The sequence below is a fragment of the Vibrio sp. Y176 genome (assembly GCF_033438945.1).
Genome location: NZ_JAWOQS010000005.1, coordinates 82,829 through 108,672 on the forward strand (window position 1 = coordinate 82,829; position 25,844 = coordinate 108,672).

Annotated in this window: 23 protein-coding genes and 1 other annotated feature; of the genes, 17 read left to right on the forward strand and 6 right to left on the reverse strand. The window is 44.1% G+C overall.

What is annotated here, in order from left to right; all coding sequences use genetic code 11:
• Nucleotide 1: 1 nt before the first annotated feature.
• Nucleotides 2-646: a UvrY/SirA/GacA family response regulator transcription factor gene (gene uvrY / locus R7O13_RS14020; protein WP_005386783.1), complete on the reverse strand. Its 645-nt coding sequence runs from the start codon at nucleotides 644-646 to the stop codon at nucleotides 2-4.
• Nucleotides 647-1,073: 427 nt separating this feature from the next.
• Between uvrY and R7O13_RS14025 the strand changes: the two genes are divergently transcribed.
• Nucleotides 1,074-3,437: a DNA polymerase II gene (locus tag R7O13_RS14025; RefSeq protein ID WP_318304082.1), complete on the forward strand. Its 2,364-nt coding sequence runs from the start codon at nucleotides 1,074-1,076 to the stop codon at nucleotides 3,435-3,437.
• Here R7O13_RS14025 and R7O13_RS14030 read toward each other — a convergent pair.
• The gene (locus tag R7O13_RS14030; RefSeq protein ID WP_318304084.1) at nucleotides 3,434-4,201 is read right to left on the reverse strand and encodes a nucleotidyltransferase domain-containing protein; all 768 of its coding nucleotides are present in this window, start codon (nucleotides 4,199-4,201) and stop codon (nucleotides 3,434-3,436) included. The genes R7O13_RS14025 and R7O13_RS14030 overlap by 4 nt on opposite strands.
• A gap of 194 nt (nucleotides 4,202-4,395) precedes the next feature.
• Here R7O13_RS14030 and yeiP point away from each other — a divergent pair, with 194 nt between their 5' ends.
• Nucleotides 4,396-4,962, forward strand: a complete 567-nt coding sequence (gene yeiP, locus R7O13_RS14035; protein WP_005376801.1) for an elongation factor P-like protein YeiP — start codon at nucleotides 4,396-4,398, stop codon at nucleotides 4,960-4,962.
• A 2-nt stretch (nucleotides 4,963-4,964) separates the two neighbouring features.
• Entirely contained in the window at nucleotides 4,965-5,285 is a 321-nt protein-coding gene (locus R7O13_RS14040; protein ID WP_005376800.1) for an HI1450 family dsDNA-mimic protein, read from the forward strand.
• Between the two features lie 186 nt (nucleotides 5,286-5,471).
• On the opposite strand, the gene rluB is transcribed toward R7O13_RS14040, so the two are convergent.
• Nucleotides 5,472-6,410: a 23S rRNA pseudouridine(2605) synthase RluB gene (rluB, locus tag R7O13_RS14045; RefSeq protein WP_005376798.1), complete on the reverse strand. Its 939-nt coding sequence runs from the start codon at nucleotides 6,408-6,410 to the stop codon at nucleotides 5,472-5,474.
• 565 nt (nucleotides 6,411-6,975) lie between these two features.
• On the opposite strand from rluB, the gene R7O13_RS14050 reads away from it, so the two are divergent.
• Nucleotides 6,976-7,686: a calcium-binding protein gene (locus tag R7O13_RS14050; protein ID WP_005376796.1), complete on the forward strand. Its 711-nt coding sequence runs from the start codon at nucleotides 6,976-6,978 to the stop codon at nucleotides 7,684-7,686.
• A 93-nt stretch (nucleotides 7,687-7,779) separates the two neighbouring features.
• Here R7O13_RS14050 and R7O13_RS14055 read toward each other — a convergent pair whose 3' ends face one another.
• Complete coding sequence (locus R7O13_RS14055) at nucleotides 7,780-8,400, reverse strand: L-threonylcarbamoyladenylate synthase (RefSeq protein WP_005376791.1); 621 nt, start codon at nucleotides 8,398-8,400, stop codon at nucleotides 7,780-7,782.
• Between the two features lie 59 nt (nucleotides 8,401-8,459).
• Nucleotides 8,460-9,317 (reverse strand): RNase RNM, encoded by an 858-nt coding sequence (gene rnm / locus R7O13_RS14060; RefSeq protein WP_005386777.1) that lies wholly within the window; start codon nucleotides 9,315-9,317, stop codon nucleotides 8,460-8,462.
• A gap of 95 nt (nucleotides 9,318-9,412) precedes the next feature.
• Here rnm and R7O13_RS14065 point away from each other — a divergent pair, with 95 nt between their 5' ends.
• The 8 genes from R7O13_RS14065 (at nucleotide 9,413) to R7O13_RS14100 (ending at nucleotide 17,359) form a co-directional block, all read left to right on the forward strand.
• Nucleotides 9,413-9,538, forward strand: a complete 126-nt coding sequence (locus tag R7O13_RS14065) for a trp operon leader peptide (RefSeq protein WP_005376787.1) — start codon at nucleotides 9,413-9,415, stop codon at nucleotides 9,536-9,538.
• Nucleotides 9,485-9,588: a sequence feature (Trp leader region), on the forward strand. Its footprint overlaps the gene before it by 54 nt.
• Nucleotides 9,589-9,714: 126 nt before the next feature.
• Nucleotides 9,715-11,280 carry an anthranilate synthase component 1 gene (locus R7O13_RS14070; protein ID WP_025767265.1) on the forward strand — a complete coding sequence of 522 codons (1,566 nt, stop codon included), beginning with the start codon at nucleotides 9,715-9,717 and terminating at the stop codon, nucleotides 11,278-11,280.
• A 16-nt stretch (nucleotides 11,281-11,296) separates the two neighbouring features.
• Nucleotides 11,297-11,905 (forward strand): aminodeoxychorismate/anthranilate synthase component II, encoded by a 609-nt coding sequence (locus R7O13_RS14075; RefSeq protein WP_054730331.1) that lies wholly within the window; start codon nucleotides 11,297-11,299, stop codon nucleotides 11,903-11,905.
• Between the two features lie 37 nt (nucleotides 11,906-11,942).
• Nucleotides 11,943-12,953 carry an anthranilate phosphoribosyltransferase gene (trpD, locus tag R7O13_RS14080; protein WP_017635721.1) on the forward strand — a complete coding sequence of 337 codons (1,011 nt, stop codon included), beginning with the start codon at nucleotides 11,943-11,945 and terminating at the stop codon, nucleotides 12,951-12,953.
• A gap of 13 nt (nucleotides 12,954-12,966) precedes the next feature.
• Complete coding sequence (trpCF, locus tag R7O13_RS14085; protein ID WP_318304087.1) at nucleotides 12,967-14,406, forward strand: bifunctional indole-3-glycerol-phosphate synthase TrpC/phosphoribosylanthranilate isomerase TrpF; 1,440 nt, start codon at nucleotides 12,967-12,969, stop codon at nucleotides 14,404-14,406.
• Nucleotides 14,407-14,470: 64 nt separating this feature from the next.
• Nucleotides 14,471-15,661: a tryptophan synthase subunit beta gene (trpB, locus tag R7O13_RS14090; RefSeq protein ID WP_005445041.1), complete on the forward strand. Its 1,191-nt coding sequence runs from the start codon at nucleotides 14,471-14,473 to the stop codon at nucleotides 15,659-15,661.
• Nucleotides 15,661-16,467 (forward strand): tryptophan synthase subunit alpha, encoded by an 807-nt coding sequence (gene trpA, locus R7O13_RS14095; RefSeq protein WP_054574754.1) that lies wholly within the window; start codon nucleotides 15,661-15,663, stop codon nucleotides 16,465-16,467. Before trpB ends, trpA begins: the two co-directional genes overlap by 1 nt.
• Before the next feature lie 196 nt (nucleotides 16,468-16,663).
• Nucleotides 16,664-17,359: a Crp/Fnr family transcriptional regulator gene (locus tag R7O13_RS14100; protein WP_005376777.1), complete on the forward strand. Its 696-nt coding sequence runs from the start codon at nucleotides 16,664-16,666 to the stop codon at nucleotides 17,357-17,359.
• Between the two features lie 126 nt (nucleotides 17,360-17,485).
• Here the strand turns inward: R7O13_RS14100 and R7O13_RS14105 are convergent, their stop codons facing one another.
• Nucleotides 17,486-19,027, reverse strand: a complete 1,542-nt coding sequence (locus tag R7O13_RS14105; RefSeq protein WP_054577046.1) for a long-chain-fatty-acid--CoA ligase — start codon at nucleotides 19,025-19,027, stop codon at nucleotides 17,486-17,488.
• Between the two features lie 543 nt (nucleotides 19,028-19,570).
• Here R7O13_RS14105 and R7O13_RS14110 point away from each other — a divergent pair.
• The 5 genes from R7O13_RS14110 (at nucleotide 19,571) to R7O13_RS14130 (ending at nucleotide 25,820) form a co-directional block, all read left to right on the forward strand.
• Nucleotides 19,571-20,830, forward strand: coding sequence for a dicarboxylate/amino acid:cation symporter (locus R7O13_RS14110; RefSeq protein WP_005376774.1), 1,260 nt, complete (start codon nucleotides 19,571-19,573; stop codon nucleotides 20,828-20,830).
• A gap of 156 nt (nucleotides 20,831-20,986) precedes the next feature.
• On the forward strand, nucleotides 20,987-22,171 hold the full coding sequence (locus R7O13_RS14115; protein ID WP_225474058.1) for an acyl-homoserine-lactone synthase: 1,185 nt from the start codon (nucleotides 20,987-20,989) through the stop codon (nucleotides 22,169-22,171).
• The gene (locus R7O13_RS14120) at nucleotides 22,164-24,704 is read left to right on the forward strand and encodes a hybrid sensor histidine kinase/response regulator (protein ID WP_151514976.1); all 2,541 of its coding nucleotides are present in this window, start codon (nucleotides 22,164-22,166) and stop codon (nucleotides 24,702-24,704) included. The genes R7O13_RS14115 and R7O13_RS14120 overlap by 8 nt, the downstream gene beginning before the upstream one ends.
• Nucleotides 24,705-24,815: 111 nt before the next feature.
• Complete coding sequence (locus R7O13_RS14125; RefSeq protein ID WP_017634694.1) at nucleotides 24,816-25,058, forward strand: hypothetical protein; 243 nt, start codon at nucleotides 24,816-24,818, stop codon at nucleotides 25,056-25,058.
• A 198-nt stretch (nucleotides 25,059-25,256) separates the two neighbouring features.
• Complete coding sequence (locus R7O13_RS14130) at nucleotides 25,257-25,820, forward strand: septation protein A (RefSeq protein WP_005386728.1); 564 nt, start codon at nucleotides 25,257-25,259, stop codon at nucleotides 25,818-25,820.
• Nucleotides 25,821-25,844 lie beyond the last annotated feature (24 nt).

Sequence of the window (25,844 nt, forward strand, 5' to 3'; positions counted from 1 at the left end):
GCTAAAGGGTCTCGGTGTCCAGCATTCCGTGGCGAATCGCTAAGTGAGTTAACTCAACGTCACCATTAATGTCCAATTTACTAAAGAGTCGGTAGCGATAGCTGTTGACTGTCTTTGGACTTAAATTAAGTTGCTCAGAAATATCCGTTACCTTTTGGCCTTTGGTGATCATAAGCATGATCTGCAATTCACGTTCGGATAAGTCTTTAAAAGGGTTCTCAGAGGCTGGAGAAAATTGACTCAATGCCATCTGCTGCGCAATCTCTGGTGAGATGTAACGCTGTCCACTATTAACTACACGAATCGCATTCACCATTTCGTCAGGGCCAGCACCTTTGGTTAAATAACCAGACGCACCTGCCTGCATCACCTTGGTTGGAAACGGGTTTTCTGTATGAACGGTAAGTACGATGATTTTCACATCAGGATTCACGCGAAGAATTTTTTTAGTGGCTTCCAAGCCACCAATTCCTGGCATGTTCATGTCCATTAAAACGACGTCAGCATGATTACTGCGACACCATTTTACTGCATCTTCACCGCTGTCAGCTTCTCCTGCTACGTTCATTCCACGGACGTCTTCAATAATACGTCGTATCCCTGTGCGAACCAGCTCGTGATCATCTACAAGGAAAACATTTATCAAACTTGTATCTCCACACTTTGTATTGGTTCTGCACCCACATAACCATTATTTGTTAAATGTGGATATCAGTATGACTGCCTATATACTAACGTAATCGACAAAAAATTGCTTTCTATGAATATGTGCTGAAACGCAAACTTTAGCAAGAACTTATTCATAAACCACTCTATTATTTTAGAGCGTGATGAGCAGAACCGAAATCTAAGAAAAGACAATTAACAACATTAAGTACAATAAATCAAGTAACTAGGTTTCATATTGCCCAGAGAAACACGCAATAACTTAAAATGACACTGTCCCTCTTGCACCAAAGACTAACTTGTAATCACTAATTCCAGCAAAAATTTGAGACGCTTTCTTTACTGGTTATTTTCACAGTTCTTAGTGTTAAACTAACGTTCTTCAAGTTTTCTAAGGTTTCTCACATTTGAATATTCAACAAGGCTTCCTGCTAACTCGACAGGCACGAGACATCAAAGGTCAAACTCAAATCGAGCTGTGGCTTTCGACAGAAGCAGGTCCTACTCAGTTACTTATTAATGGTGAGAAGCCAGTATTTTTCATCGCTCAGAAACACTCAGAGCAAGCAAAGACACTCGCACGAGAAAAAAACATATTCGTCGACATCCGCCTTTTGGATCTCAAAACGTTTGAACATACGCCTCTTGCTGCCTGCTATACCAATGTAACCAGAGACGCTCTCGCACTCAAAGACACATTCGCTCAAAAAGATATCACTACGTATGAAAGTGATATTCGCCTCGCCGATCGCTACCTAATGGAGCGTTTTATCAAAGGCAGTATCGAGTTTACAGGCAATGTGACTCGCACCAATGGCTACCAACGCGTCCAGAGCGCAAAATGCCGTGCGGGGCAATATGAGCCGAAGTTAAACGTTGTCTCGTTAGATCTAGAATGCTCTGAGAAAGGCATTCTTTACTCAATCGGATTAGACAGCGTCATGGATTCCCGCGTTATCATGATCGGAGAACCAGAACCTTCGGAGACACCGATACAATGGGTTAAGGATGAAAAAGCGCTTCTAGAAGCACTCATCGATTGGTTTAAAAAATTCGACCCCGATGTCATTGTCGGTTGGAATGTCATTGATTTTGACTTTCGTCTGCTACACAAACGAGCAGAATGGCACAACATGAAGCTAATGCTTGGCAGAGCAGACCAAGCCAGCTTTTTTAGAAGTTCATCTCAAAGCCAACAAGGGTTTATCTCCATTCCCGGGCGAGTTGTGATGGATGGTATCGATACGCTAAAAACGGCTACTTACCACTTTCGATCTTGGTCATTAGAGTCTGTATCTCAAGAACTCTTGGGGGAAGGTAAAGAAATCCACAACGTGCATGACCGTATGGATGAGATCAATCGTATGTACCGCTCCGACAAACCATCGCTGGCTAAATATAACTTACAAGACTGCGTGTTGGTGAACAAGATTTTCAATCACACTCACCTGCTTGACTTTGCAATAGAGCGCTCTCGTCTCACTGGTGTCGAACTAGATCGTGTCGGCGGTTCGGTTGCAGCATTCACAAACCTATACATGCCTCAGATACACCGAGCAGGCTACGTTGCCCCAAACCTACACCCTGAAAATTGGATTGCGAGCCCCGGCGGTTACGTGATGGACTCCATCCCTAACCTATATGATTCTGTTTTAGTATTGGATTTTAAGAGTCTATATCCATCGATTATTCGCTCGTTCTTGATTGATCCTATGGGGTTAGTTGAGGGGTTATTGCTCGATATTGGAAAAGAAGAAAATCAGGCTGTACCTGGCTTTCGCGGTGGGCAGTTCCATCGTACGAAACACTTTTTACCAGAAATGATTGAAAAGCTTTGGGCAGCACGTGATGTTGCAAAGAAGAACAATGAAAAAGCTTTTTCTCAGGCAATCAAAATCATCATGAACTCCTTTTATGGCGTACTGGGCTCATCGGGATGTCGTTTCTTTGATACTCGGTTAGCTTCTAGTATTACCATGCGCGGACATGAAATCATGAAGCAAACTAAGGTGCTGATTGAGGAGCAAGGATATCAAGTGATTTACGGCGATACGGATTCCACATTCGTGTCGTTGAATCGACCATACAGTCAAGTAGAAGCTGACGCTGTTGGAAATCAATTAGTTGATTACATCAACTCTTGGTGGCAAGAACACCTGCGTTCTGAGTACAACCTAACATCTATGTTGGAAATCGAGTATGAAACCCATTATCGCAGATTCCTTATGCCAACGATTCGTGGCGCAGAAACTGGCTCGAAAAAGCGCTATGCGGGTTTAATCGGTGAAGGAGAGCAAGAACGGATTGTATTTAAAGGGTTAGAAAGTGCCCGTACTGACTGGACCTCGTTAGCACAGAAATTTCAAAATACACTCTATAGCATGATTTTCCATGGTGAAGATCCAAGCGACTATGTCCGAGAGATGGTTGAGAAAACTAACAACGGTGAAATTGATGAACAGTTGGTGTATCAAAAGCGACTGCGCAGAAAACTGCATGAGTATCAGAAAAACGTCCCGCCACAAGTGCGTGCAGCTCGTTTAGCGGATGAGATAAATGCCAAGCTTGGCCGCCCATTACAGTATCAAAACAAAGGACGAATTGAATACATTATTACCGTGAACGGCCCTGAACCTTATGAGTACCTCAATAGCCCGATTGATTATCAACATTACATTGATAAACAACTCAAACCCGTTGCAGATGCGATTCTCCCTTTCATTGGGACGGACTTTGACAGGCTTTCAGCGCCACAAATGGGGTTGTTTTAGCCGATACGAAACTCTGTTTTCTGGTACTGTTTGACTAACCAATCACCAAACGCATCAATTAGCCCGATAACAGAACGCTTGGGAATCCCCCGGCCAGAAAGTAAAATTTCTAGCCGCTCGATCTCAAGCTGCTTTTCAGGATGATAAGTTAAGAATACCTTGCCACACTCTACGGGGTCATCAAACCAACGTTTATCTCGATACATCACCAAAGAGTATGACGCTCTTAGTAACTTTTTAGCAATCACGCGCTGGGCGGCCACCTGCTCTTCTATCGTCTTCGCTTGTACGATTTTTTTGCGATACACCGTAATCCAATCTTCCACATCCATATTCCAGTGCTTAGCAATTTCCCAACTTGGGACGTAATCACCGAAGCAGTCTGCTAGATCATCACCATAAACACAGACACAGCAATGCTTAAGCATAAAGCCCCAAGTGAAAATACTATCTAAATTAGCTACTTCGCTCACTAAGGCTGTACGGACCGATACACCATTAACGTGAGGGTAACTCTGCTGCGCACGCCACTTAATTGTGTTGAGCAAAGTCGCGCGATTGTGCTCAAAGGATGATTGAGTAACGACAACCAGGTCTAAGTTCGACTTCCCTGCGATCGCTGTTTTACGAGCAACACTACCGTATACATAAACGCTGTGTAAGTTTTGCCCCAGTCCACCTTTGAGACAAGCGGTGACTTCCCTAATTAAAGGCGCAAACTCTGGTTGAAATGGTTGTTTAGGATCGATAACAGGCAGAGACATGACTTAAAACGTGTTCTCAGATGGTTCAAGAAGTTGGGCTATATGTTCTCTTAGCCGACTCACTGAATCAAGTCCATTCAGGTGTTTAGTCATGGGAGTAACAACAAATTTCTGCAATGAATTTTAATGCTAGGCGGCTAACTTAGCGCTATAATCACCGAGTTTTGCTTAATAAGTATGAATAGGAATATACAATGCCAAAGGCAAGTGAAATCAAAAAAGGCTTCGCAATCGAGTCTAATGGTAAAACTCTTCTCGTTAAAGACATCGAAGTAACGACTCCTGGCGGTCGTGGCGGCGCTAAAATCTACAAAATGCGTTGTACAGATCTAAACACGGGCGCACGTGTAGATGAGCGTTACAAGTCTGATGACGTTGTTGAAACGGTAGAAATGAACAAACGTGCAGTTGTGTACTCATACGCTGACGGCGATGAGCACATCTTCATGGATAACGAAGACTACTCACAATACACATTCAAGCACAATGAAGTTGAAGACGACATGCTGTTCATCAACGAAGATACACAAGGTATCCACATTATCCTTGTTAACGGTGCTGCAGTGGGTATTGAACTACCATCTTCTGTTGAGCTAGTGATTGAAGAAACTGACCCTTCAATCAAAGGTGCTTCTGCATCTGCTCGTACTAAACCAGCACGCTTCGCTTCAGGTCTTGTCATCCAGGTTCCTGAGTACATTGCAACTGGTGACCGAGTTATCATTAACACAGCTGAACGTAAATACATGAGCCGAGCATAAGCATGTCTGATTTGATTTCTTACGACGACGTCATCGACGCAGCGTACGACATTTTCCTTGAGATGGCTCCAGATAACCTAGAGCCTGCTGACGTGATTCTGTTTACTGCGCAATTTGAAGATCGTGGTGCCGCAGAACTTGTTGAAACTGGTGATGACTGGGTTGAACATGTTGGCTTCGAGATCGACAAAGAAGTATATGCAGAGGTTCGTATCGGCCTAGTAAATGAGGAAAATGACGTTCTTGATGACGTATTTGCTCGTATGCTAATCAGCCGAGACCCTGAACATAAGTTCTGCCATATGCTTTGGAAACGCGATTAACGTTTCTTCATCATGAACAAAGATACCAGCCTAGTGCTGGTATTTTTTATCTGTTGTTTTCGTCTAGCTGAGATATTTGTTTATACAAAGCACCCTGCTCTATATAGGCTTTAGATCCTTTTGTTATGTAACAGATAAGAAAAAGGCTTGCCGAATTGGCAAGCCTTTCTGATGTTTTGCTATCGATTAACGATGCTTGTTGCGTGCGCCTTGGTCACCAGCAGTCTTCTTCGGCTTACGACGAGAAGGGTTGTTGCTGCGACCTTTTGGCGTGTTAACACGCTCTTCATGGCGCTTAACTGCGCGACGAATTTTTTGGCTGCGTGCACGCTCACGTTTGCGTGACGTGTTGTCTTTGTTCAGATCAAGCATGGTTTCTTTCTCTGGACGAAGCTCTACAAGCTCACGCAAGTAGTTTACTTCTTTCAGGTCAAGCTCCATCCAACCGCCACGAGGCAGTTTCTTGTCTAAGAAGATGTCGCCGTAACGAACACGTTTCAGACGGCTAACGGTACACTCTTGCGATTCCCATAGTCGACGAACTTCGCGGTTACGACCTTCGTTGATAACAACGTAAAACGTGTGGTTCATGCCTTCACCACCCGCGTAAACAACATCTTCAAAGCGAGCTAAACCGTCTTCCAGTTCAACACCTTTCACTAGATTACGAACTTTCTGTTCAGTTACTTCACCGAACACACGTACTAGGTATTCACGTTCAACTTGGCGGCTTGGGTGCATTAAGCGGTTCGCCAGTTCACCATCCGTTGTGAAAAGTAGAAGACCAGAAGTGTTCGCATCCAGACGACCAACTGAAATCCAGCGAGAGCCACGAATTTTTGGCAGACGATCAAAAACAGTACGACGACCTTCTGGATCGTGACGAGTACACAGTTCACCCTCAGGTTTGTAGTACGCAAGTACACGACAAATCACTTCTTCTTGAATCTTTGCAGAGACAATGTGACCATCGATACGAACTACGCTGCTCTCGTCTTCAAGTCTTTCACCAAGCTTAGCGACTACACCGTTCACGCTAACGCGACCAGATTTAATTAACGATTCAATCTCACGACGAGAACCGTGACCAGCACGTGCTAATACTTTTTGTAACTTTTCGCTCATTTATCTACCTATGTGTCGTCTTCACAGACGTCTAGACCAGGATTGGTCTGCATTTTGCTATTTACCCATTTCAGTGGGATTTTTCGGTCGGACATTATACGTAACTTTCTTAGTTAATGTAAGCTAAATCGGCGCCATTCTCCACACCAAAATTCACATCAAAAATGACCGAAATATTTGTCCTATTCTGCAACTTTTTTACTACTTAATGCAGGCATTGCTCAACGAGAATCCCACTAATATCGGTCTTCCTGAACCACTTTAACCACGCGGTACCTGATAAAATTGTCAGGGTTACAACAATAACCACTTGGGGTGTGTTTACTGTTCGTATTGCTAGAAAGCAACGAAAAATAAGCCGTCCCTGTTTGCTGCTAAGTAATACCAATCACCGCAGGCAATGAGCGCTCATAGCAAAGCAAGGTCGTGGGTAACAAGACAAAAATTGTCTTTAAGTCATTAGTTCACATCAAAAATAACACTAATGCTATCGTGTACTCTGACTCTCTAGGTTCGCTCTGCACTCTCGGCGATTGGCATAAATCAGACAAAAAGGAATAGAACAATGTCTATGCTAAATCTCGACCTAAATTGGATTTTTGGGACATCTCAAGATGACGATATGACAGGCACAAAAGGCTCTGAAACAACCGATATTTTCTTCGGCTTCTGTGGTGATGATAAGTTTGTAGGATACGGAGGTAATGATATTGTCTTCGGTGGCTGGGGAGATGATACCTTGCTTGGTGGCCGAGGTAACGACTTTGTTTCTGGCGGCTTTGGAAACGATTTCCTATCCGGCGGATTAGGAAACGACAAACTCTTTGGTGGCTGCGGCGACGACACAATTTTTGATTATTCAGGCAACAACTACTTGAGTGGTGGCTGGGGTAACGACACGCTCGTTGTTGGTGATGGTGAATCAGTACTGAGCGGTGGCTGTGGAGACGACACCTTCGTGCTTACAAACCGCCTGGCTATTGGTGTACCTGATCAGCCAGTGTCTTCCAACGATATTGATGTTAAAGCCGACATTGTCGATTTTAATATTTTCCATGACAAACTTGTCTTTGATATGGGCCGAGACACTGATAACGATGGCATTCGAGATACGTTCTTGGATTCAGCGGATGATCTGACTTTATCTTACAATGAATGTGGCTGGGCAGTATTCTCAAGTGATGAATACAATGTTGAAGTGACACTAAACGGTGTGAGCTCTGCATACATCAACTATGCAGAACAAAATGGTATCGACATTTTCGATTTCGCTTAACCTCAATCAGTTAAGTTCAATGAGATATTCGATATGATAACAAAAATAGGAGGCGCGATGCCTCCTATTTTGTTTGACGGTGGTGTGCGTCTACTATTCGAATGGTGCAGGGTCACCAGATCCCAAACGAACCACAACAGGTTCACCTTCGCTAAAGTCAATTACAGTCGTAGGTTGTTCACCTAGGTAACCGCCATTAAGAATCACATCAACCGCATGTTCTAGTTTATCGCGAATATCCTCTGGATCAGATTCTGTTACGTCACTGCCAGGTAGAATCAACGACGTAGACATCATCGGCTCACCTAATGCTTCCAACAAGTCCAAGGCAATTTGATTGTCTGGAACACGGATACCGATGGTCTTACGTTTTGCATTCATCAAACGACGCGGCACCTCTTTTGTGCCTTTGAAGATGAAGGTGTAAGGACCTGGTGTGTTATTTTTCAGCAGTCGGAATGCAGAGTTATCCACTCGCGCATAGAGAGAAAGCTCCGACAAATCACGACACAGTAAAGTAAAGTTATGCTTATCATCCAGACGACGAATCTGACAGATTCGTTCCAGTGCCTGTTTGTTCTCCAACTGACAGCCAAGTGCGTACCCTGAATCAGTAGGGTAAACCACAACGCCGCCGTTACGAATGATTGCTACTGCTTGATTAATCAAGCGAGCCTGTGGGTTTTCTGGGTGAACGTAAAAAAACTGGCTCATTGTAATTCCTCATTATCGAGCCTCTCGGCTCTATATTTTTATGGGTTCTCGACTTCGTATTACTGAGTATTATTCAACGAAGGATCTATTCCCCAATCTTTCCAAACTGGTTCGACGCCAGCAGGCAACCATAGGTTCCTTCCTAGCTCCATCCACGGTGATGGGTAGTGAAAATCACTGCCTTGAGAGGCTAATAGTTTGTATTGTATAGCATAATCAGCCAAGTTGCGCCTTTCTTGTTGCGCTTGCTGTGGCTGTGCAACTTCCATCGCATCACCACCCGCTTCGACAAACGCTGCTAGAAGACGCTTAATCCACTTCGCTGTCAACTTATATCTACCAGGATGCGCTAATACCGCCATTCCACCAGCCGCATGGATAGCATCAACCGCATCCTTCATCGAACACCAATTCGGTGGTACATAACCTGGGTTATTACGCGTTAGGTATTTTTTAAACACCATTTGCATGGTTTTTGCGTAACCATTATCTACCAACCATTTCGCGAAATGCGCTCTTGTCACTGGAGCATCACCGGCGATTTGCCTTACCTCTTCAAGCACACCTACTCGAGTTGCTTTTTGTAGTCGCTCTGCAATTAACTCAGATCGTGTTATGCGATGCTGCTTCTGCTGTTCTATGAGGGCAGATAATTGTTCATTTTCCGGATCGATATTCAGGCCGACAATATGAATGTCTTTGTTTTGCCAGACGGTCGATATCTCAATGCCATTGATGATTTTTATCGGCAAATTATTATCTTGAACGTATTGCTTAGCTAACGCCAAACCGTCAACCGTATCGTGATCAGTGATCGCCAAAACCTCGATATCAAAACTCAGCGCCCTTTCCACTAAATCTTTAGGTTCTAACCGACCGTCCGATGCAGTGGTGTGACTATGTAAATCAATTCTCATATTTTTATCGTTTTAATGCCGTTTTGGGGTTGACTTTTTACTCTCGCACTAGTTAACTAGTACACAAATACAAAGTACGTAATTTAAGGTTCACCATGTTACAAGAATTTAACCAAAACCAAAAAGCGAAAGTTGCGGTTTGTCTTAATAAGGCAAACTCATCAGATCTTGCTTGGTGGCGCACTTGGACTAGTTCTTGGTGGGCAAACGTATACTTCTAGTTTATAGAACCAAACGTTGTAAAGCCCGCTACTTAAGCGGGCTTTTTTGTTTTGTTGCTCATTTCACATTCAACTGCCTAAACATTAATCGAATATAGCCAACTCTAGATTGGGAGAACGTTTGCTTTATGCGACTATGTACGGCAGGAAGATTTAAACAGCTACAAGGAGGTCTTGTGAACAAGGCCATTGAAATTAAGAAACTTGGACAGCTTGAAGTGCTAACGGCTTCCGTCCCTTATACTCAAGACCCGACTCGCTTGTTCCACACACTATGTGAGAACAAAACTGACAGCCTATTGCTGGAATCTGCTGAGATCGATTCAAAGCAAAATTTAAAATCCCTGCTAATCGTAGATTCAGCGGTTCGCATTGTTTGCTTCGGCCATACCGTTAGCATGCACGCCTTGACCAATAACGGTAAAAACCTACTGTCTCACCTAAACCAGAACATCCGTGGTGACGTTGAGAGCAAGTTCGATGGCGAAACGCTAACTTTGGAGTTTAACCAGCCATGCGACACGTTAGATGAAGACTCTCGACTACGTGAAGCCTCTTCTTTCGATGCGCTGCGTTTGGTTCAGCATAGTTTTGATATTTCACAGCAAGACAAACACGCGATTTTCCTTGGTGGTCTGTTTGCCTACGACTTAGTCGCAAACTTCGAGCCGCTTGGTAATGCCGAAGCAACAAATCAGTGTCCAGATTACGTTTTCTACGTAGCGGAAACACTACTTGTTGTCGACCATCAAACGGAATCTTGCCAGCTTCAAGCGACGTTGTTTGTTGATGGTTCAGAGAAAACAGCGTTAGAGACTCGTATTGCAGAAATTAGCGCCCAGTGTGCAGCGCCAAAACTGTTGCCGAGTGCAGAGCAAATAACAGATGTAACGGTAGAACCTAGCGTGTCTGATGCAGACTTCTGCCAAACCGTTCGCGACTTAAAAGAGTTCGTAGTGAAAGGCGATGTATTCCAAGTTGTACCGTCTCGTAGATTCACTCTACCTTGCCCTTCTCCACTGGCGGCTTACAAAGAACTGAAACAAAGTAACCCAAGCCCTTACATGTTCTACATGCAAGATGAGCTGTTCACTCTGTTTGGCGCATCACCTGAAAGCGCGCTTAAGTATGAAACCGATACCAACCAAATTGAAATCTACCCAATTGCAGGCACACGTCGCCGCGGTAAGCGCCCGAATGGAGAGATCGATTTCGACCTAGATAGCCGCATCGAACTTGAACTACGCACCGACATGAAAGAAAACGCAGAACACATGATGTTGGTTGACTTAGCACGTAACGACGTCGCTCGTATTGCTCAAGCTGGCACTCGCCACGTAGCAGACCTTCTTAAAGTCGACCGTTACAGCCACGTGATGCACTTGGTGTCTCGTGTGGTTGGTCAACTGCGTGAAGACCTAGACGCACTGCACGCATACCAAGCTTGTATGAACATGGGCACGCTCACTGGTGCACCAAAGATTCGCGCAATGCAGTTGATTCGCGATGTGGAAGGCGCACGTCGCGGTAGCTACGGCGGTGCGGTTGGTTACCTAACTGGTGAAGGCACACTCGACACCTGTATCGTGATCCGCTCAGCGTACGTTGAGAACGGCATTGCTCAAGTTCAAGCTGGTGCTGGCGTGGTGTTCGACTCTGATCCGCAAGCGGAAGCAGACGAAACGCGCGGCAAAGCACAAGCGGTAATCTCTGCTATCCAAGCAGCGCATAAGTCACAATAAGGAATAGGGTTCAGAGATGGCTAATATCATTTTTATCGATAACTTTGACTCGTTCACCTACAACCTTGTGGATCAGTTCCGCTCGTTAGGTCACTCGGTCAAGATTTACCGAAACAACATCCCAGCAGAAACCATCGAACAAGCGGTAAACGAGCTTGAAAACCCAGTGGTTCTGCTATCGCCAGGCCCTGGTGCTCCTTCAGAAGCAGGCTCAATGCCTGAGCTTATCCAACGCATGAAAGGCAAAGTGCCGATGATCGGCATTTGTCTTGGTCACCAAGCGATTGTTGAAGCGTACGGTGGCACCGTTGCTGGCGCGGGCGAAATCATTCACGGTAAGGTCTCTATGATGGAGCACCAAAACCATGCGATTTACCAAAACCTACCATCACCACTTGCAATTGCACGTTACCACTCGCTGGTTGCGACCAAGGTTCCTGAGAGCCTAACCATCACAGCAGAAGTGGATAACTTGGTAATGTCTGTTGTACATGAAGAAGATAAAGTTTGCGGGTTCCAGTTCCACCCGGAATCTATTATGACGACCTACGGAGCAACACTGTTGGCCAATGCCATCGAATGGGCACTTGAAGAACAAACTTCAGCGAACCCACTCACTGCTTAAAAAGCACTTGGCACATAAGAAATTTAGGAGAGGAAATATGGAAGCAATCATCAACCCTATTATTACCAAACTGTACGAGCAAGAATCGCTTACTCAGGAAGAGAGCCAACAGCTATTCGACATCATTATCCGTGGGGAACTAGACCCAATTTTGATGGCGTCAGCACTAACTGCACTAAAAATCAAAGGCGAAACGCCAGACGAAATTGCAGGCGCGGCCAAAGCACTGCTGGCAAACGCAAATCCATTCCCTCGCCCAGATTACGATTTCGCAGATATCGTAGGTACTGGCGGTGACGGTCACAACACCATCAACATTTCAACCACTGCGGCGTTTGTTGCTGCAGCATGTGGTCTAAAAGTAGCGAAACACGGTAACCGCAGCGTTTCCAGCAAATCGGGTTCTTCTGACCTTCTTGATTCATTTGGTATCAACCTAGCTATGAGCGCAGAAGATACGCGCAAAGCGGTAGACGATATTGGTGTTGCTTTCCTATTTGCACCTCAGTACCACGGTGGTGTGCGCCATGCGATGCCAGTGCGTCAAACCATGAAAACCCGCACCATCTTTAACATTCTTGGCCCACTGATTAACCCTGCTCGTCCTAACATCGAATTGATGGGCGTTTACAGTGAAGAACTGGTTCGTCCTATCGCAGAAACCATGCTACAAATGGGTATGAAGCGCGCCGCTGTAGTTCACGGCAGTGGCTTGGACGAAGTAGCAATTCACGGTGAAACAACCGTTGCCGAAATCAAAGACGGTAAGATCACAGAATACAAATTAACACCTGCAGACTTCGGTCTAGAAGCGCACCCACTAGAAGCAATCAAAGGTGGCGATCCTGAAGAAAACAAAGCGATCATTACCAATATCCTGACGGGTAAAGGTACAGACGCACAGTTGGGTGCAGTGGCAGTAAACGTTGCTCTGCTAATGCGTCTATTCGGCCACGAAGATTTAAAAGCCAACACGCAACAAGCGATTGAGGCAATGAATTCAGGCAAGGCGTACCAATTGGTACAACAACTTGCCGCACACGCTTAAGGAATTGAAGAAGATGACTGACTTCAACACTCAGCAAGCTGACAACCTGTCTGAACACGTTTCTAAGAAAGAAGCAGAAATGGCAGAAGTACTGGCGAAAATTGTCCGCGACAAATATCAGTGGGTAGCAGACCGTAAGGTGTCTCAACCGCTAAGCACATTTCAGTCTGATTTGCTGCCATCGGACCGCAGCTTCTACGATGCTCTGAGTGGCGAAAAGACGGCCTTCATCACCGAATGTAAGAAGGCATCTCCTTCTAAAGGTTTGATTCGTGATCACTTCGACTTGGATTACATTGCATCGGTTTACAACAACCATGCTGATGCGATTTCAGTCCTAACAGACGAGAAGTACTTCCAAGGTAACTTTGACTTTCTTCCTCAAGTGCGTGGTCAAGTCAAACAACCGGTTCTGTGCAAAGACTTCATGGTAGATACCTACCAAGTTTACCTAGCGCGTCATTACAGTGCTGATGCCGTGCTACTGATGCTTTCTGTCCTTAATGACGAAGAGTACAAAGCGCTAGAGGAAGCAGCGCACAGCCTGAACATGGGTATCTTGACCGAAGTGAGCAACGAAGAAGAGCTTCATCGTGCAGTTAAGCTAGGCGCACGCGTTATCGGCATCAATAACCGTAACCTTCGCGACCTAAGTACTGATTTGAATCGTACGAAAGAACTGGCACCGACCATTCGTGAACTGGCTCCTAACGCAACAGTAATCTCAGAATCTGGCATTTATACACATCAACAAGTTCGTGATTTAGCGGAATACGCAGACGGCTTCTTGATTGGTAGTTCACTGATGGCGGAAGACAACCTTGAACTTGCAGTACGTAAAGTGACGTTAGGCGAAAACAAAGTCTGTGGCTTAACGCACCCAGATGACGCAGCGAAAGCGTACCAAGCTGGTGCGGTATTTGGTGGTCTGATTTTTGTCGAGAATTCGAAGCGTGCGGTTGACCTTGAAAGTGCTCGCTTAACCATGAGCGGTGCTCCACTGAACTATGTAGGCGTTTTCCAAAATCACGATATCGATTTTGTTGCTTCTATCGTCACCTCTTTGGGTTTAAAAGCGGTGCAACTGCACGGTCAAGAAGACCAAGCTTACGTAAACCAACTCAAAGCCGAACTGCCAGCAACGGTAGAAATTTGGAAAGCTTACGGCGTGACTGATGCCAAGCCAGAACTGCTAGCAGACAACATTGATCGCCATTTATTAGATGCGCAAGTTGGCACTCAAACTGGCGGAACTGGTCAAGTGTTCGACTGGTCACTGATCGGCGACCCAAGTCAAATTATGCTAGCGGGCGGACTGTCGCCAGAAAATGCTCAACAAGCAGCGACACTAGGTTGCTTGGGATTAGATTTAAACTCTGGTGTAGAAAGCGCACCAGGCAAAAAAGATTCACAGAAGTTGCTCGCGGCATTCACCGCTATTCGCAGCTACTAAAGCTGGATATCAGCTAAAAAATTTAAAGCTATTCGTAGCGAAAAATACGAGAAGGAATATAACGATGGCAAAACTGAATGCCTACTTTGGCGAATACGGCGGTCAGTACGTTCCGCAAATTCTAGTTCCAGCACTGGAGCAACTAGAGCAAGCGTTTATCGACGCGCAAGAAGATCCAGAATTCCGCAGCGAATTCATGACGCTTCTTCAAGAGTATGCGGGCCGCCCAACGGCTTTAACTCTAACTCGTAACCTAACCAAAGGTACGAAAACCAAACTGTACCTAAAACGTGAAGACCTACTTCACGGTGGTGCCCACAAGACTAACCAAGTGTTGGGTCAAGCGCTACTTGCGAAACGCATGGGCAAAAACGAAATCATCGCTGAAACTGGCGCAGGTCAACACGGTGTTGCAACCGCACTAGCATGTGCACTGCTTGGCCTTAAGTGTCGCGTGTACATGGGTGCAAAAGACGTTGAGCGTCAAAGCCCGAACGTATTCCGTATGAAGCTAATGGGCGCAGAAGTTATTCCTGTCCACTCGGGTTCAGCAACACTTAAAGACGCATGTAACGAAGCGCTGCGTGACTGGTCTGCAACTTATGAAGATGCACACTACCTATTAGGTACAGCGGCAGGTCCTCACCCATTCCCAACCATCGTGCGTGACTTCCAACGCATGATTGGTGAAGAAACGAAGAATCAGATTTTGGCACGTGAAGGTCGTCTTCCTGATGCGGTTATCGCATGTGTGGGCGGTGGTTCAAACGCGATTGGCATGTTTGCTGACTTCATCGAAGAAGAAAGCGTTCGCCTAATTGGTGTTGAGCCAGCAGGTAAAGGTATCGATACTGACCAGCACGGTGCACCACTTAAACATGGTAAAACGGGTATTTTCTTTGGTATGAAAGCGCCATTGATGCAAGATCCAAACGGTCAGGTTGAAGAGTCATACTCTGTCTCTGCTGGTCTTGATTTCCCTTCAGTTGGTCCACAGCACGCACATCTAAACGCAATTGGCCGAGCTGAATATGACAACGTGACGGATGATGAAGCACTAGAAGCATTCCAAGAAATTGCGCGTCACGAAGGTATCATCCCTGCTCTAGAATCTTCTCACGCACTGGCTCATGCACTGCGTATGGCTCGTGAGAATCCAGAAAAAGAGCAATTATTGGTCGTTAACCTATCAGGTCGTGGTGACAAAGACATCTTCACCGTACACGCCATCTTAGAAGAAAAAGGAGCAATCTAATGAGCCGTTATGAAAAGATGTTTGAGCGCCTAAACGAAAAGAACCAAGGCGCATTTGTACCGTTCGTAACGGTTTGCGATCCAAACGCCGAGCAGTCTTACAAAATCATGGAAACACTGGTCGAGTCTGGCGCAGATGCCCTTGAACTCGGTATTCCATTTTCAGATCCTCTTGCGGATGGCCCGACTATCCAAGGTGCGAACATTCGTGCTCTAGATTCAGGCGCAACACCGGATATCTGCTTCGAACAAATTGGTAAGATCCGAGCTAAGTACCCAGAGCTACCTATTGGCCTTCTGATGTACGCGAACCTTGTTTACTCTCGTGGTATCGAGAACTTCTATGAGCGTTGTGCAAAAGCAGGCATCGATTCTGTTTTGATTGCAGACGTACCAACTAATGAAAGTACTGAGTTCGTTGCGGCTGCAGAGAAGTTTGATATTCACCCAATCTTCATCGCACCACCAACAGCAAGTGATGAAACACTGAAGCAAGTATCAGAGTTAGGTGGCGGCTACACTTACCTACTCTCTCGTGCAGGTGTTACTGGCGCAGAAACCAAAGCAAACATGCCTGTAGGTCATATGCTCGATAGACTGAACCAATTTGATGCACCACCAGCGCTACTTGGTTTTGGCATCTCTGAGCCTGCACAGGTGAAACAAGCACTAGAATCTGGTGCGGCTGGTGCAATTTCTGGTTCAGCCGTGGTCAAAATCATTGAAGCGAACGTTGAGCAGCCACAAATTATGCTCGACAAGCTAGGTGAATTCGTTTCTGCAATGAAAGCTGCCACTCAAAAATAATTTCAGTTTGATATGACACAACAACGCCCGCTTAACATTATGTTTAGTGGGCGTTTTCTTACTATCGCGTTTATACCACGTCATTTTTTGTTCAACGCCCGCACTTTCCAAATCTATCTCAAGCAGAGCACTCAAAGAGTGTTAAGCTTGGGTCACTTAACTAACTCAATAAAGCAATGTGCAGTAAGGTTGCTACATGGAAGAAGTCAAAACACTGCTAGCCAAATGTCCTGTACTATCAGGGCTGCCAGATAAAGGGCTCAGTGAAGCAGCGCAAATGACTAAGGTTCGCTGCTTCGACGAAAAAGCACTGATTTGCAATAAAGGTGCACTTCAATCTTCTCTTATGGTCATAGCTCAAGGTGCAGTGAGAGTGAACTCAATTAGTTCAAAAGGCAAAGAAGTCACACTGATGATTTTCGAAGCTGGTGGCTGGTTTGGAGACAATGTTTTTTCTCCCGGTATGCCTCGTATTTTTGGTGCGACCGCGCATTCGGACGTGACTGTAATGGAGCTTCCTGGAGATAAATTTCGCCAGTTACTCGCCAAATACCCTCAAAGTTACCCCACTATACTCGACTTACTTAGCCGCCGTTTATGGTCTGCTATTTCTGTTATCGAAGATGACGCGATTAGAGGAATTGAAGAACGAGTCGCCAAAAGGTTGCTGCTGCTTGCTGAATACCAACTTAATCAAGCGATCGATACTCGACCATGCGTTGTCAGGGTAACAAGAGAACATATCGCTAACATGATGGGGCTAACTCGTCAGAGCGTACACAAGATACTAAAACGATTAGAAAGTATTGGGATGCTAGAGCTAAACTATGGCTCAGTAACCATTACCAATCCGAAACGCTTAGAAGAATACTTTAAAGAACTCGAGCAATAGATCCATTCAACAAACGGTAAGTATTGTCTAACGATAGCTAAAAACCTTATGCATCTAATTGGTCAAGAGCACAACACCATTTGCACTTAGGCAAGTGGCGCTGTGACACAAAAACCATTGAATTGACTAAGCTATATTCAATTCAGATTTCAACTCACGTTTCAAAATCTTTCCTGTCGCACTCATCGGGAGGTGTTCACGAATTTCGACATAACGAGGATATTTAAACGAGGCTAATTGCTCTTTACCCCACTTTTGTAATGAATCGGCGTCAATGTATTCTTTTGGTTTAAGTACAACGTAAGCTTTTATCTCTTCGCCATACTCTTCATTTGGAATCCCTATCACCGCGACCATTGAAACTGCAGGATGAGTCATGAAAACTTCTTCAATTTCTCTGGGATAAACATTAAATCCACCTCGAATGATCAGATCTTTCATTCTATCGACAATAAATAAATTACCTGAACTGTCAAAGCGGCCCACATCACCAGTATGGAACCAACCATTTTGTAGCGCAGATTCAGTAACTTCTGGACGGTCAAGATATCCCTTCATAACATTATGACCACGCACAACAATCTCACCTTCTTCGCCTATCGGTAGTGCATTGCCTTCAATGTCGATAACTCTTACTTCGACGCCTTGAACCGGTTGACCTACCGAGCCTGGTATACGCTCCTGATCTAAATGATTAAAACATGCAATAGGACTTGTCTCCGACAACCCGTATCCTTCTAAGATCGGCACATTAAATGTTTCTTCAAAGGTTCGAAAGATTTCGGTTGGTAATGGCGCACCACCGCTTACTGCAACACGCAATGACGAGGTATCAAATTGATGCTGCACATGAAGCAGACCGATGTACATCGTTGGCACACCAGCAAATATCGTCACCCTATGTTTTTCCACCAGCTCAAGAACATGTTTAGGCTCAAACCTAGGCACTAACACCAATGTTGCGCCGCCCAAAACACTAGCATTTAAGTGGACGGTTTGACCAAATGTATGAAATAAAGGCAAAGTTACTAAGTGAATATCATCGGCCTGGCTGCCCATAATGTTTTGTGCCACCAGAGCGTTCATTATGATGTTCTGCTGAGTCAGTTCAGCGCCTTTTGGTAAGCCTGTCGTCCCTGATGTATACAAAATCACACATGTATCATCCGCATTACGCGGTATATAATCCGGCAACGGTTGGACATCGGCTATAAACGCATTGAGAGTTATTACACCATTCCAATAGCTTTCATCTTGAGATTGAGTCAATACGACTATGCCTTCGCATGTATCGACTTGTTCAAAGGCTTTGACACCCTCTTTTGCCATTGGCAGTTCTTTCGTCCCTTCAAAGCAGAAATAAAACTTCGCTTTTGAATCTTCTAAGTGATACTTAATTTCTCGCGCTTTCAAAAGCACATTTAATGGGACTGCAACCGCGCCAGCTTTTTGTATTGCATAATAAACAAACGCGAAAAAAGGAATGTTTGGGCATGAAATCGCAACGCGGTCACCTGGCTTTACGCCTTTATTGATTAAAGACGCTGCGATCTTGCCGGCGATCGCATCAAACTGCGCATAATTTATCTTTTCAGTGCCACATATCAACGCCGTTTTATCTGGTTTACTCGCAGCATTTCTTTGTAACGCAGCAGCAAGATTCATCATAGTCTCTTCACCTCTTACTTGTCTTTCTCGTCTAATCAGCTCAGGAGCATTAACTAAGCAAGTTATCTCTAACACTGGATCGTCAGCATTTGAGTCTCACCAGTCATTACAATTTAACATTATGTTTACAACGCAATTAGAGCCAAGAATGTAAAGCAATTAACATTTCAGAAGGCAAATTAATAAAAGTGTGAGCTTGAAAGAGATGAATTGTTATAAATATCAACCCAAGTCACTAAAAACTCTGACTGCAATAGCAAATACAAAAGCGGTTAAAATTAACAAAAAGAAAACAAATAAAGAAAAATAAACTTGAACAATCCTAAGCGCGACCCTTATAAGAAAAATCAATAGCAAACGTTTGCTATTGAACAAAACTTTATCGTTCGTCAATAAAATATCGATTAATCCATCAATAATACCTTGCTGCATATTGCCAATTGTAAACGATAAGTGTAAAAAGCAAGGCGAGATAATTATCCGTAAATCCATTTATGGTTAGTGGGTAATTTTAGGATTTTACATTTTATTAGCACAGAGGTTATGGAAGTGTTAAAAGAAAAGAGTTTGCTAAACAACATTGGCGTACAAGTCGTAATCGCCATGATCGTGGGCACAGCCGTTGGTGCCATGATGGGTCATGATGCGACAGTGTTCGCTCCTTTAGGTGCTATCTTTATCAACTTAATCAAAATGTTGGTTATTCCTTTGGTCGCTGTAGCCTTGATTTCTGGCGCCGCTGGTCTTGGGAACAGCCAGTCAGCAGGTAAAGTTGGCATCGTCACTCTAGGTTATTTTGGTTTAACATCCGCCCTAGCCGTTGCACTTGCACTATTTATGGGTGAAGTATTCCAACCAGGCATGGGTATCGACGTCTCTGGCGTTGAAGGCATGTTCTCAGCAGAATACGCTTCAAAAGGTGAACTACCTACTTTCTGGGCAACCATCACTGGTATGATCCCAACCAACGTTTTCCAATCACTAAATGAAGCAAACATCCTACAGATCCTCGTTTTCTGTATGTTCTTTGGTATTGCGATTTCTAAGCAAGCAAAAGAACGTCGTGAACCAATCATCAATGGTGTTAACTGCATCGTTGACGCAATGGTTTGGATGATCAACAAAGTAATGATCATTGCACCTATCGGTGTATTTGGTCTGATGGCAGAAGCAGTCGGTACGTTTGGTTTTGGTGCGCTAATGGTGGTATTCAAACTGTTCGTTGTTTACGTTGCTGCCATCCTAATCTTCGGTTTCGTTGTTTACCCAGCAATGGTGCATGTTTTCACGAAGACATCTGCGAAGAAATTCCTGTCTTCAATGAAGAAACCGCAAGCAGTTGCGCTTTCAACAGCGTCTTCTATGGCAACACTGCCTGTCACAATGGACACCTGTGAAAAAGAGCTGGGCGTAAAAAATTCAACTGCATCATTTGTTCTGCCTCTAGGCGCAACGATCAACATGTCAGGTAATGCGATTTACTATGGCTTGGTTGCTATCTTCTTTGCTCAACTGTTCAATATCGATCTAGGCATGGGCGCTTACATTGCAATTATCGTAACGTCTACATTGGGTGCGGTTGGTCAAGCGGGTGTTCCTGGCCCTTCTTTCCTAGTGGTTGCAGTGCTTCTTGCCGCTGGCATTCCAATTGAAGGTCTACCGCTGCTATTCGCTCTTGACCGTATTTTCGATATGATTCGTACAGCACTGAACATCACAGGTGATGCTGCATGTGCAGTTATCGTTGATGCGCTAATTGAAGAAGAAACGGCAGAAGCTGAGCTTAAAAAGCAAGAAGCCTAACTCTTTCTTGAATAGACCAAAAACCGCTCATAATGAGCGGTTTTTTTGTCTTTTCTTGCATTACGTAACTATACAAATAGAAACCGATGGCATAAATTTTTCAAAATGATATAAACCATTACAAAATATAACAAAACGTTAGAGCTAGGTTATATCATGAGTCTTGAGCAATCTTTGGAATATCTCACCAAAACAAATTTGCCGATCGAATCAAAGCAGCAGGCACTGGTTGACTCAGTTATTCTTACCCTAACGAAACAAAAACGAGATGCTCTTTTTCAACAGGTTGCTCTGTATCGAATAAAACTGCTTAAATCTCTCTTTCCTAAACACGCATCAAAAAGTCTTTCTGCACTATTTGAGTTAATGGATTATCGAGATTTAGTGCAACAGTATCCGACAGGTTTCTCCGAAGAGATTCGTTTACTTGAACAACTTGCCGCAGATTGTTACCCGCATTGGATGGTTTTCTGGTGTCAATGCGAGATCGAAGCAATCAAGCAAAAATATCCTTCAAACGAAGCTGCGATTCCTACTCCGCTTCCGTTTGACGACCACAGCTATACTAGCGTGTTAATTGAAGATATCGCAGATTGCGATCTTGAGGTAATGCTGCCAAATCATGCAGCGTTAATGCCGATTTCCGAAGCGGTCACACTGAGTAATCTTGAGCTTTTCGTCCAAACTGAACAATGGTTTGAAATCTTGCCTCTTTTATCACTCTCTCAAAAAGGGCAGCACTTTGCGCTCTTGTTCAAATCGTCATCTTCACCAATCATGGTCTCCTCCGCTTTAGTGCAAAGCTGGCATCAACGAAATAACTGGCTCAGTTACTCACCACAGTTTAGTAACGAACAATGGCAGTTTTGCTTTCCTAATCATGGGTACAGTGTTCTCAATCAACTGGGTATTTTGGAGTGTCGTGCTCTAACTCATGAGCACACTCTTATTGAGTTTGATGCTCAGTTTCAATCTCGTGTAAAGAACACTGAAGCGGTTTGCGAAGTGCTGCGCCTTACGGTGGGAGGCAACATCCAACAAAAGCTGTATTTTTTGTATCTGGCGCAAAAAACTATGATGAGCGAGCTCTATAAAGCAGGCTATAAGCTCGGCTTTACCATTATTGAGCAAGTGTTTATGTTAAATTTCTATCAATCTATTGATTTAAGTGCCTACTTTCACTCAGGATACCGCGACATTAACGGTGACGGTACCAAGACATACCGCGGTTTCTGGAATTTAGGTATGATGGTTGAAGCATTTCAAGACATACAATTTCGCGACTACAAACATTGCGTACGAACAAAAAGAATGGATAAAAAGGTGAATGAGCATGCTTGATGTTCATTTGCACGGTCTCTTTTACCCAAAAGCAATGGCATTGTACGCGACTGTACTAATAGTATTCGCTTGGTTACTGTATTACTGCTATCGCCTAAAACAGAAGAGTGAATCAATCTTAGGCTCGCATCACGCGCCTTACATCGCTTATTCCAGCTGTATCATTGTTTGGATAAGCAGCAACGCCTATTTCCATACCGATTTATTGCCAGAATTAGGCTCTGTTGGTGGCATTTTTATGGCTAAGTTAGCGAACTTAGCGTCTTTTTTCGCCTTTGCGTTTGCATTCTATTTTTCTTGCCAGTTAACCGCAGATGTAAAAAAAGCAGCGGTCAAAGTCTGGCAAAAAGTCGTCTTTGTCGCACTAGCAACGTATTCACTGTACATCAACTTAGTGCCGAATCTTACTGTCGAAAATGTCACCATTAGTGGTCCAAGCCAGTTCGTCATTGAATTTGGCCCACATACCTCATATTTTTTCATTAGTTTGCTAGCTTTCGTGGTACTAACGCTGCTTAACTTGATTGCCATGCGCGCTAACAGCAGCAAGCTCACGCTAGCAAAAAGCAACTATATGATCGCTGGCATTTTGGTATTCATGTTATCTACGGCAGTGATACACCTTGGAATGACGTATTTCCTTGGCGACTTCTCCCTAACTTGGTTACCACCAGCACTTTCAATCAGCGAAATGTTGTTTGTGGGCTATGCCCTACTTACCTCTCGCTTCTACAGCGCTAAATATCTCACGTACTTAACGGTAAGCGCGCTCTTAGTCTGCGCCATTTTTGTTCTGCCGCTAGGGGCGATATTTATTCCTATCTCTGAAGATAACCAATGGCTTGTTGCGGTACCTTTATGTGCGCTTATCGGTATCACTTGGCACTTGCTTTTTAAGCGAGTCAGTCGTTTCGCTTCGTATTTTATTTATGGGAAACGACACACTCCCGTTCAGCAAATCCTTGGGTTAGAGGAAGAGTTTAAACGCTCAATAGATGATGCTATGCGTCAGTTGGCATCGTTACTTAACATACCAAACAACAAGCTACAGCTAGTCACTAGCAATTACACAGAAACGTTTTACGAAGAGTACCTGCCGTCAAGCAAGTCAGTTCTCGTGCTTGATGAGTTGTCTGAAGAAATTGATTATGCCTCCTCTTCTAAAGGGTCTATGAGAAAGCTCTACGAGCGTATGCGCTCAAGCAATACTGCGCTCGTTATGCCTCTCTTCGGTCGTGGAAAGTCTGTTACTCACTTGCTGATTTCTTCACATAAAATAGATAATAAGCTGTTTTCTAATGAAGAAATCTCAGCTCTGCAAACGTTATTAGTTCGCATCCAGAGCACCATTGAAGCCGATAGAAAGGTACGCCAAAGCCGTGCGCTGGCTAACTCCATTGCACATGAAATGCGTAACCCTCTCGCTCAAGTACAATTACAATTTGAAGCTTTAAAACAGCATATAGAGTCAAACGCCTCACTGGATACGCTAAAAAGAGAAATTGATAAAGGTGAAGCCGCTATACAACGCGGTCGACAACTTATCGATATTATTTTACGAGAAGTTAGCGACAGTTCACCAGAGCATGAGCCTTTAGCTCTCACTTCCATACATAAAGCCATCGACCAAGCAGTAAGCCGTTATGGTTTTGAAAACGATCAAATAATAGAGAGAATTAACCTGCCACAGGCACACGATTTTGTCGCGAAATTAAATGAGACCCTGTTTAACTTTGTCATTTTCAATTTGATTCGTAACGCTATCTACTATTTTGATTCTTATCCCGACAGTCAAATTGAGATTCGTACCCAGACGGGGGCTTACGAAAACATTCTGATCTTCCGAGATAGTGGGCCAGGTATAGATAGCAGTATCTTACACAAGATATTTGATGACTTTTTCTCGTATCAAAAAAGCGGAGGCAGTGGCTTAGGTTTGGGCTATTGCCAACGTGTTATGCGCTCCTTCGGAGGACGAATAGAGTGCCAGTCTGAATTGAACGAGTTCACAGAATTCTACTTGTATTTCCCAGTCGTACCAAACGCACCAAAACCAGAGACATTAAGAGCACCGGACTTTGATAGCTGGAAAGCAACTGCATCACATTCTGAAAATCATTCAGCTCAACACGTACAAGTATGTAAAGATGCACCAACAGTGCTCATTGTAGATGACAAAGAGGTGCAACGCACCTTGGTACAGATGTATTTAAAAAGATTGGGAGTCAACAGCTTACAAGCAAATAATGGAGCCTCTGCGGTAGAACTATTCCACTCTCACAAGATTGATCTCGTTCTTATGGATGTCCAAATGCCGGTAATGAATGGATTTGACGCCAGCCAGCGGATTAAGCAAATCACATCCTCCGTTCCAATCATTGCCTTATCTGGTGAGTCTGGAGCTAGAGAGTTGGAGCTAATTTCGAAACTCATGGATGACAGGCTCGAAAAGCCCACCACGTTAAATGCACTTCAAGTCGTCATCCAAAGATGGTTACAGAACGAGAATTTTGCACCTTCCAGCACTTTTTAATTTGCAAATATAGAATTGGCACTAGATGTGCATTATTGGAGTAAATCGAATTATCCAGAAGGTCAAGCAGGCTGCAAATGAGTAGCGTATGAGCTTGATAAGGAGATCGCCATGTTACTTCATCGACATACATACTACGGCTTGATTCATCATGGAATCAAAACACTGTTACTTGATCGCTTAGGCCACTATACAGAAGAAGAGTATCATCAATATCTGACCCTGATGACTGGTAAATCCACTTGCTTCACGATGTCTCTCGAAGAGCTAGAAGCAACGGTCGATAACTTACTGCGGGAAGGCTATTTAGAAGATGTAAAAACGCTTATTTCCCAATATCAACGTGTGGCTTAAGGTTTAAAACTCTCAACTCTATTGCCGCTTCACGCGGCAATTTTTATTCCTTCCATTTGCTGTTTCGACGTGGAAGAAGCTTGCGGGCTGTACGATATACTAAGCGTTACTATTCTTACCTTAACTTCCTCAGTATTCACATCTTGTCAGATTCCGTTAGACTGTCTTCAATTCAATAATTAGGTAGATTTTGCCATCATGAAGCAGATCCTAGACTTTATACCACTCATCGTTTTCTTCGCTTTATACAAGCTGTACGACATCTACGTGGCGACAGGTGCACTGATCGTAGCAACAGCCATTCAACTTGTCGTCACCTATGCGCTGTATAAGAAAGTCGAAAAGATACAGCTAATAACATTTGTTATCGTCACTATCTTCGGCGGCATGACCCTTTTCTTCCACGACGACAATTTTATAAAGTGGAAAGTCACCATCATTTACGCGATTCTGGCGATTGGCTTAGCAGTGAGCCACGCATTGGGAAAATCAGCCATCAAAGGTATGCTAGGCAAGGAAATTACGTTACCTGACGCTGTTTGGGCAAAGATTAACTGGGCTTGGGTTGGCTTCTTCTCATTCTTCGCTGGCCTAAACATTTATATTGCTTACGAATTGCCGTTGGATGTTTGGGTTAACTTCAAAGTATTTGGAATGTTGATCGCGACATTTGCCTACATGATTGCGACTGGCTTTTACATTTATAAACACATGCCAAAAGAACAAAAAAATAACTCATCCGATGTGTCCACTGATGATTAAAAACTCAGTTTTGCTATAATCCGC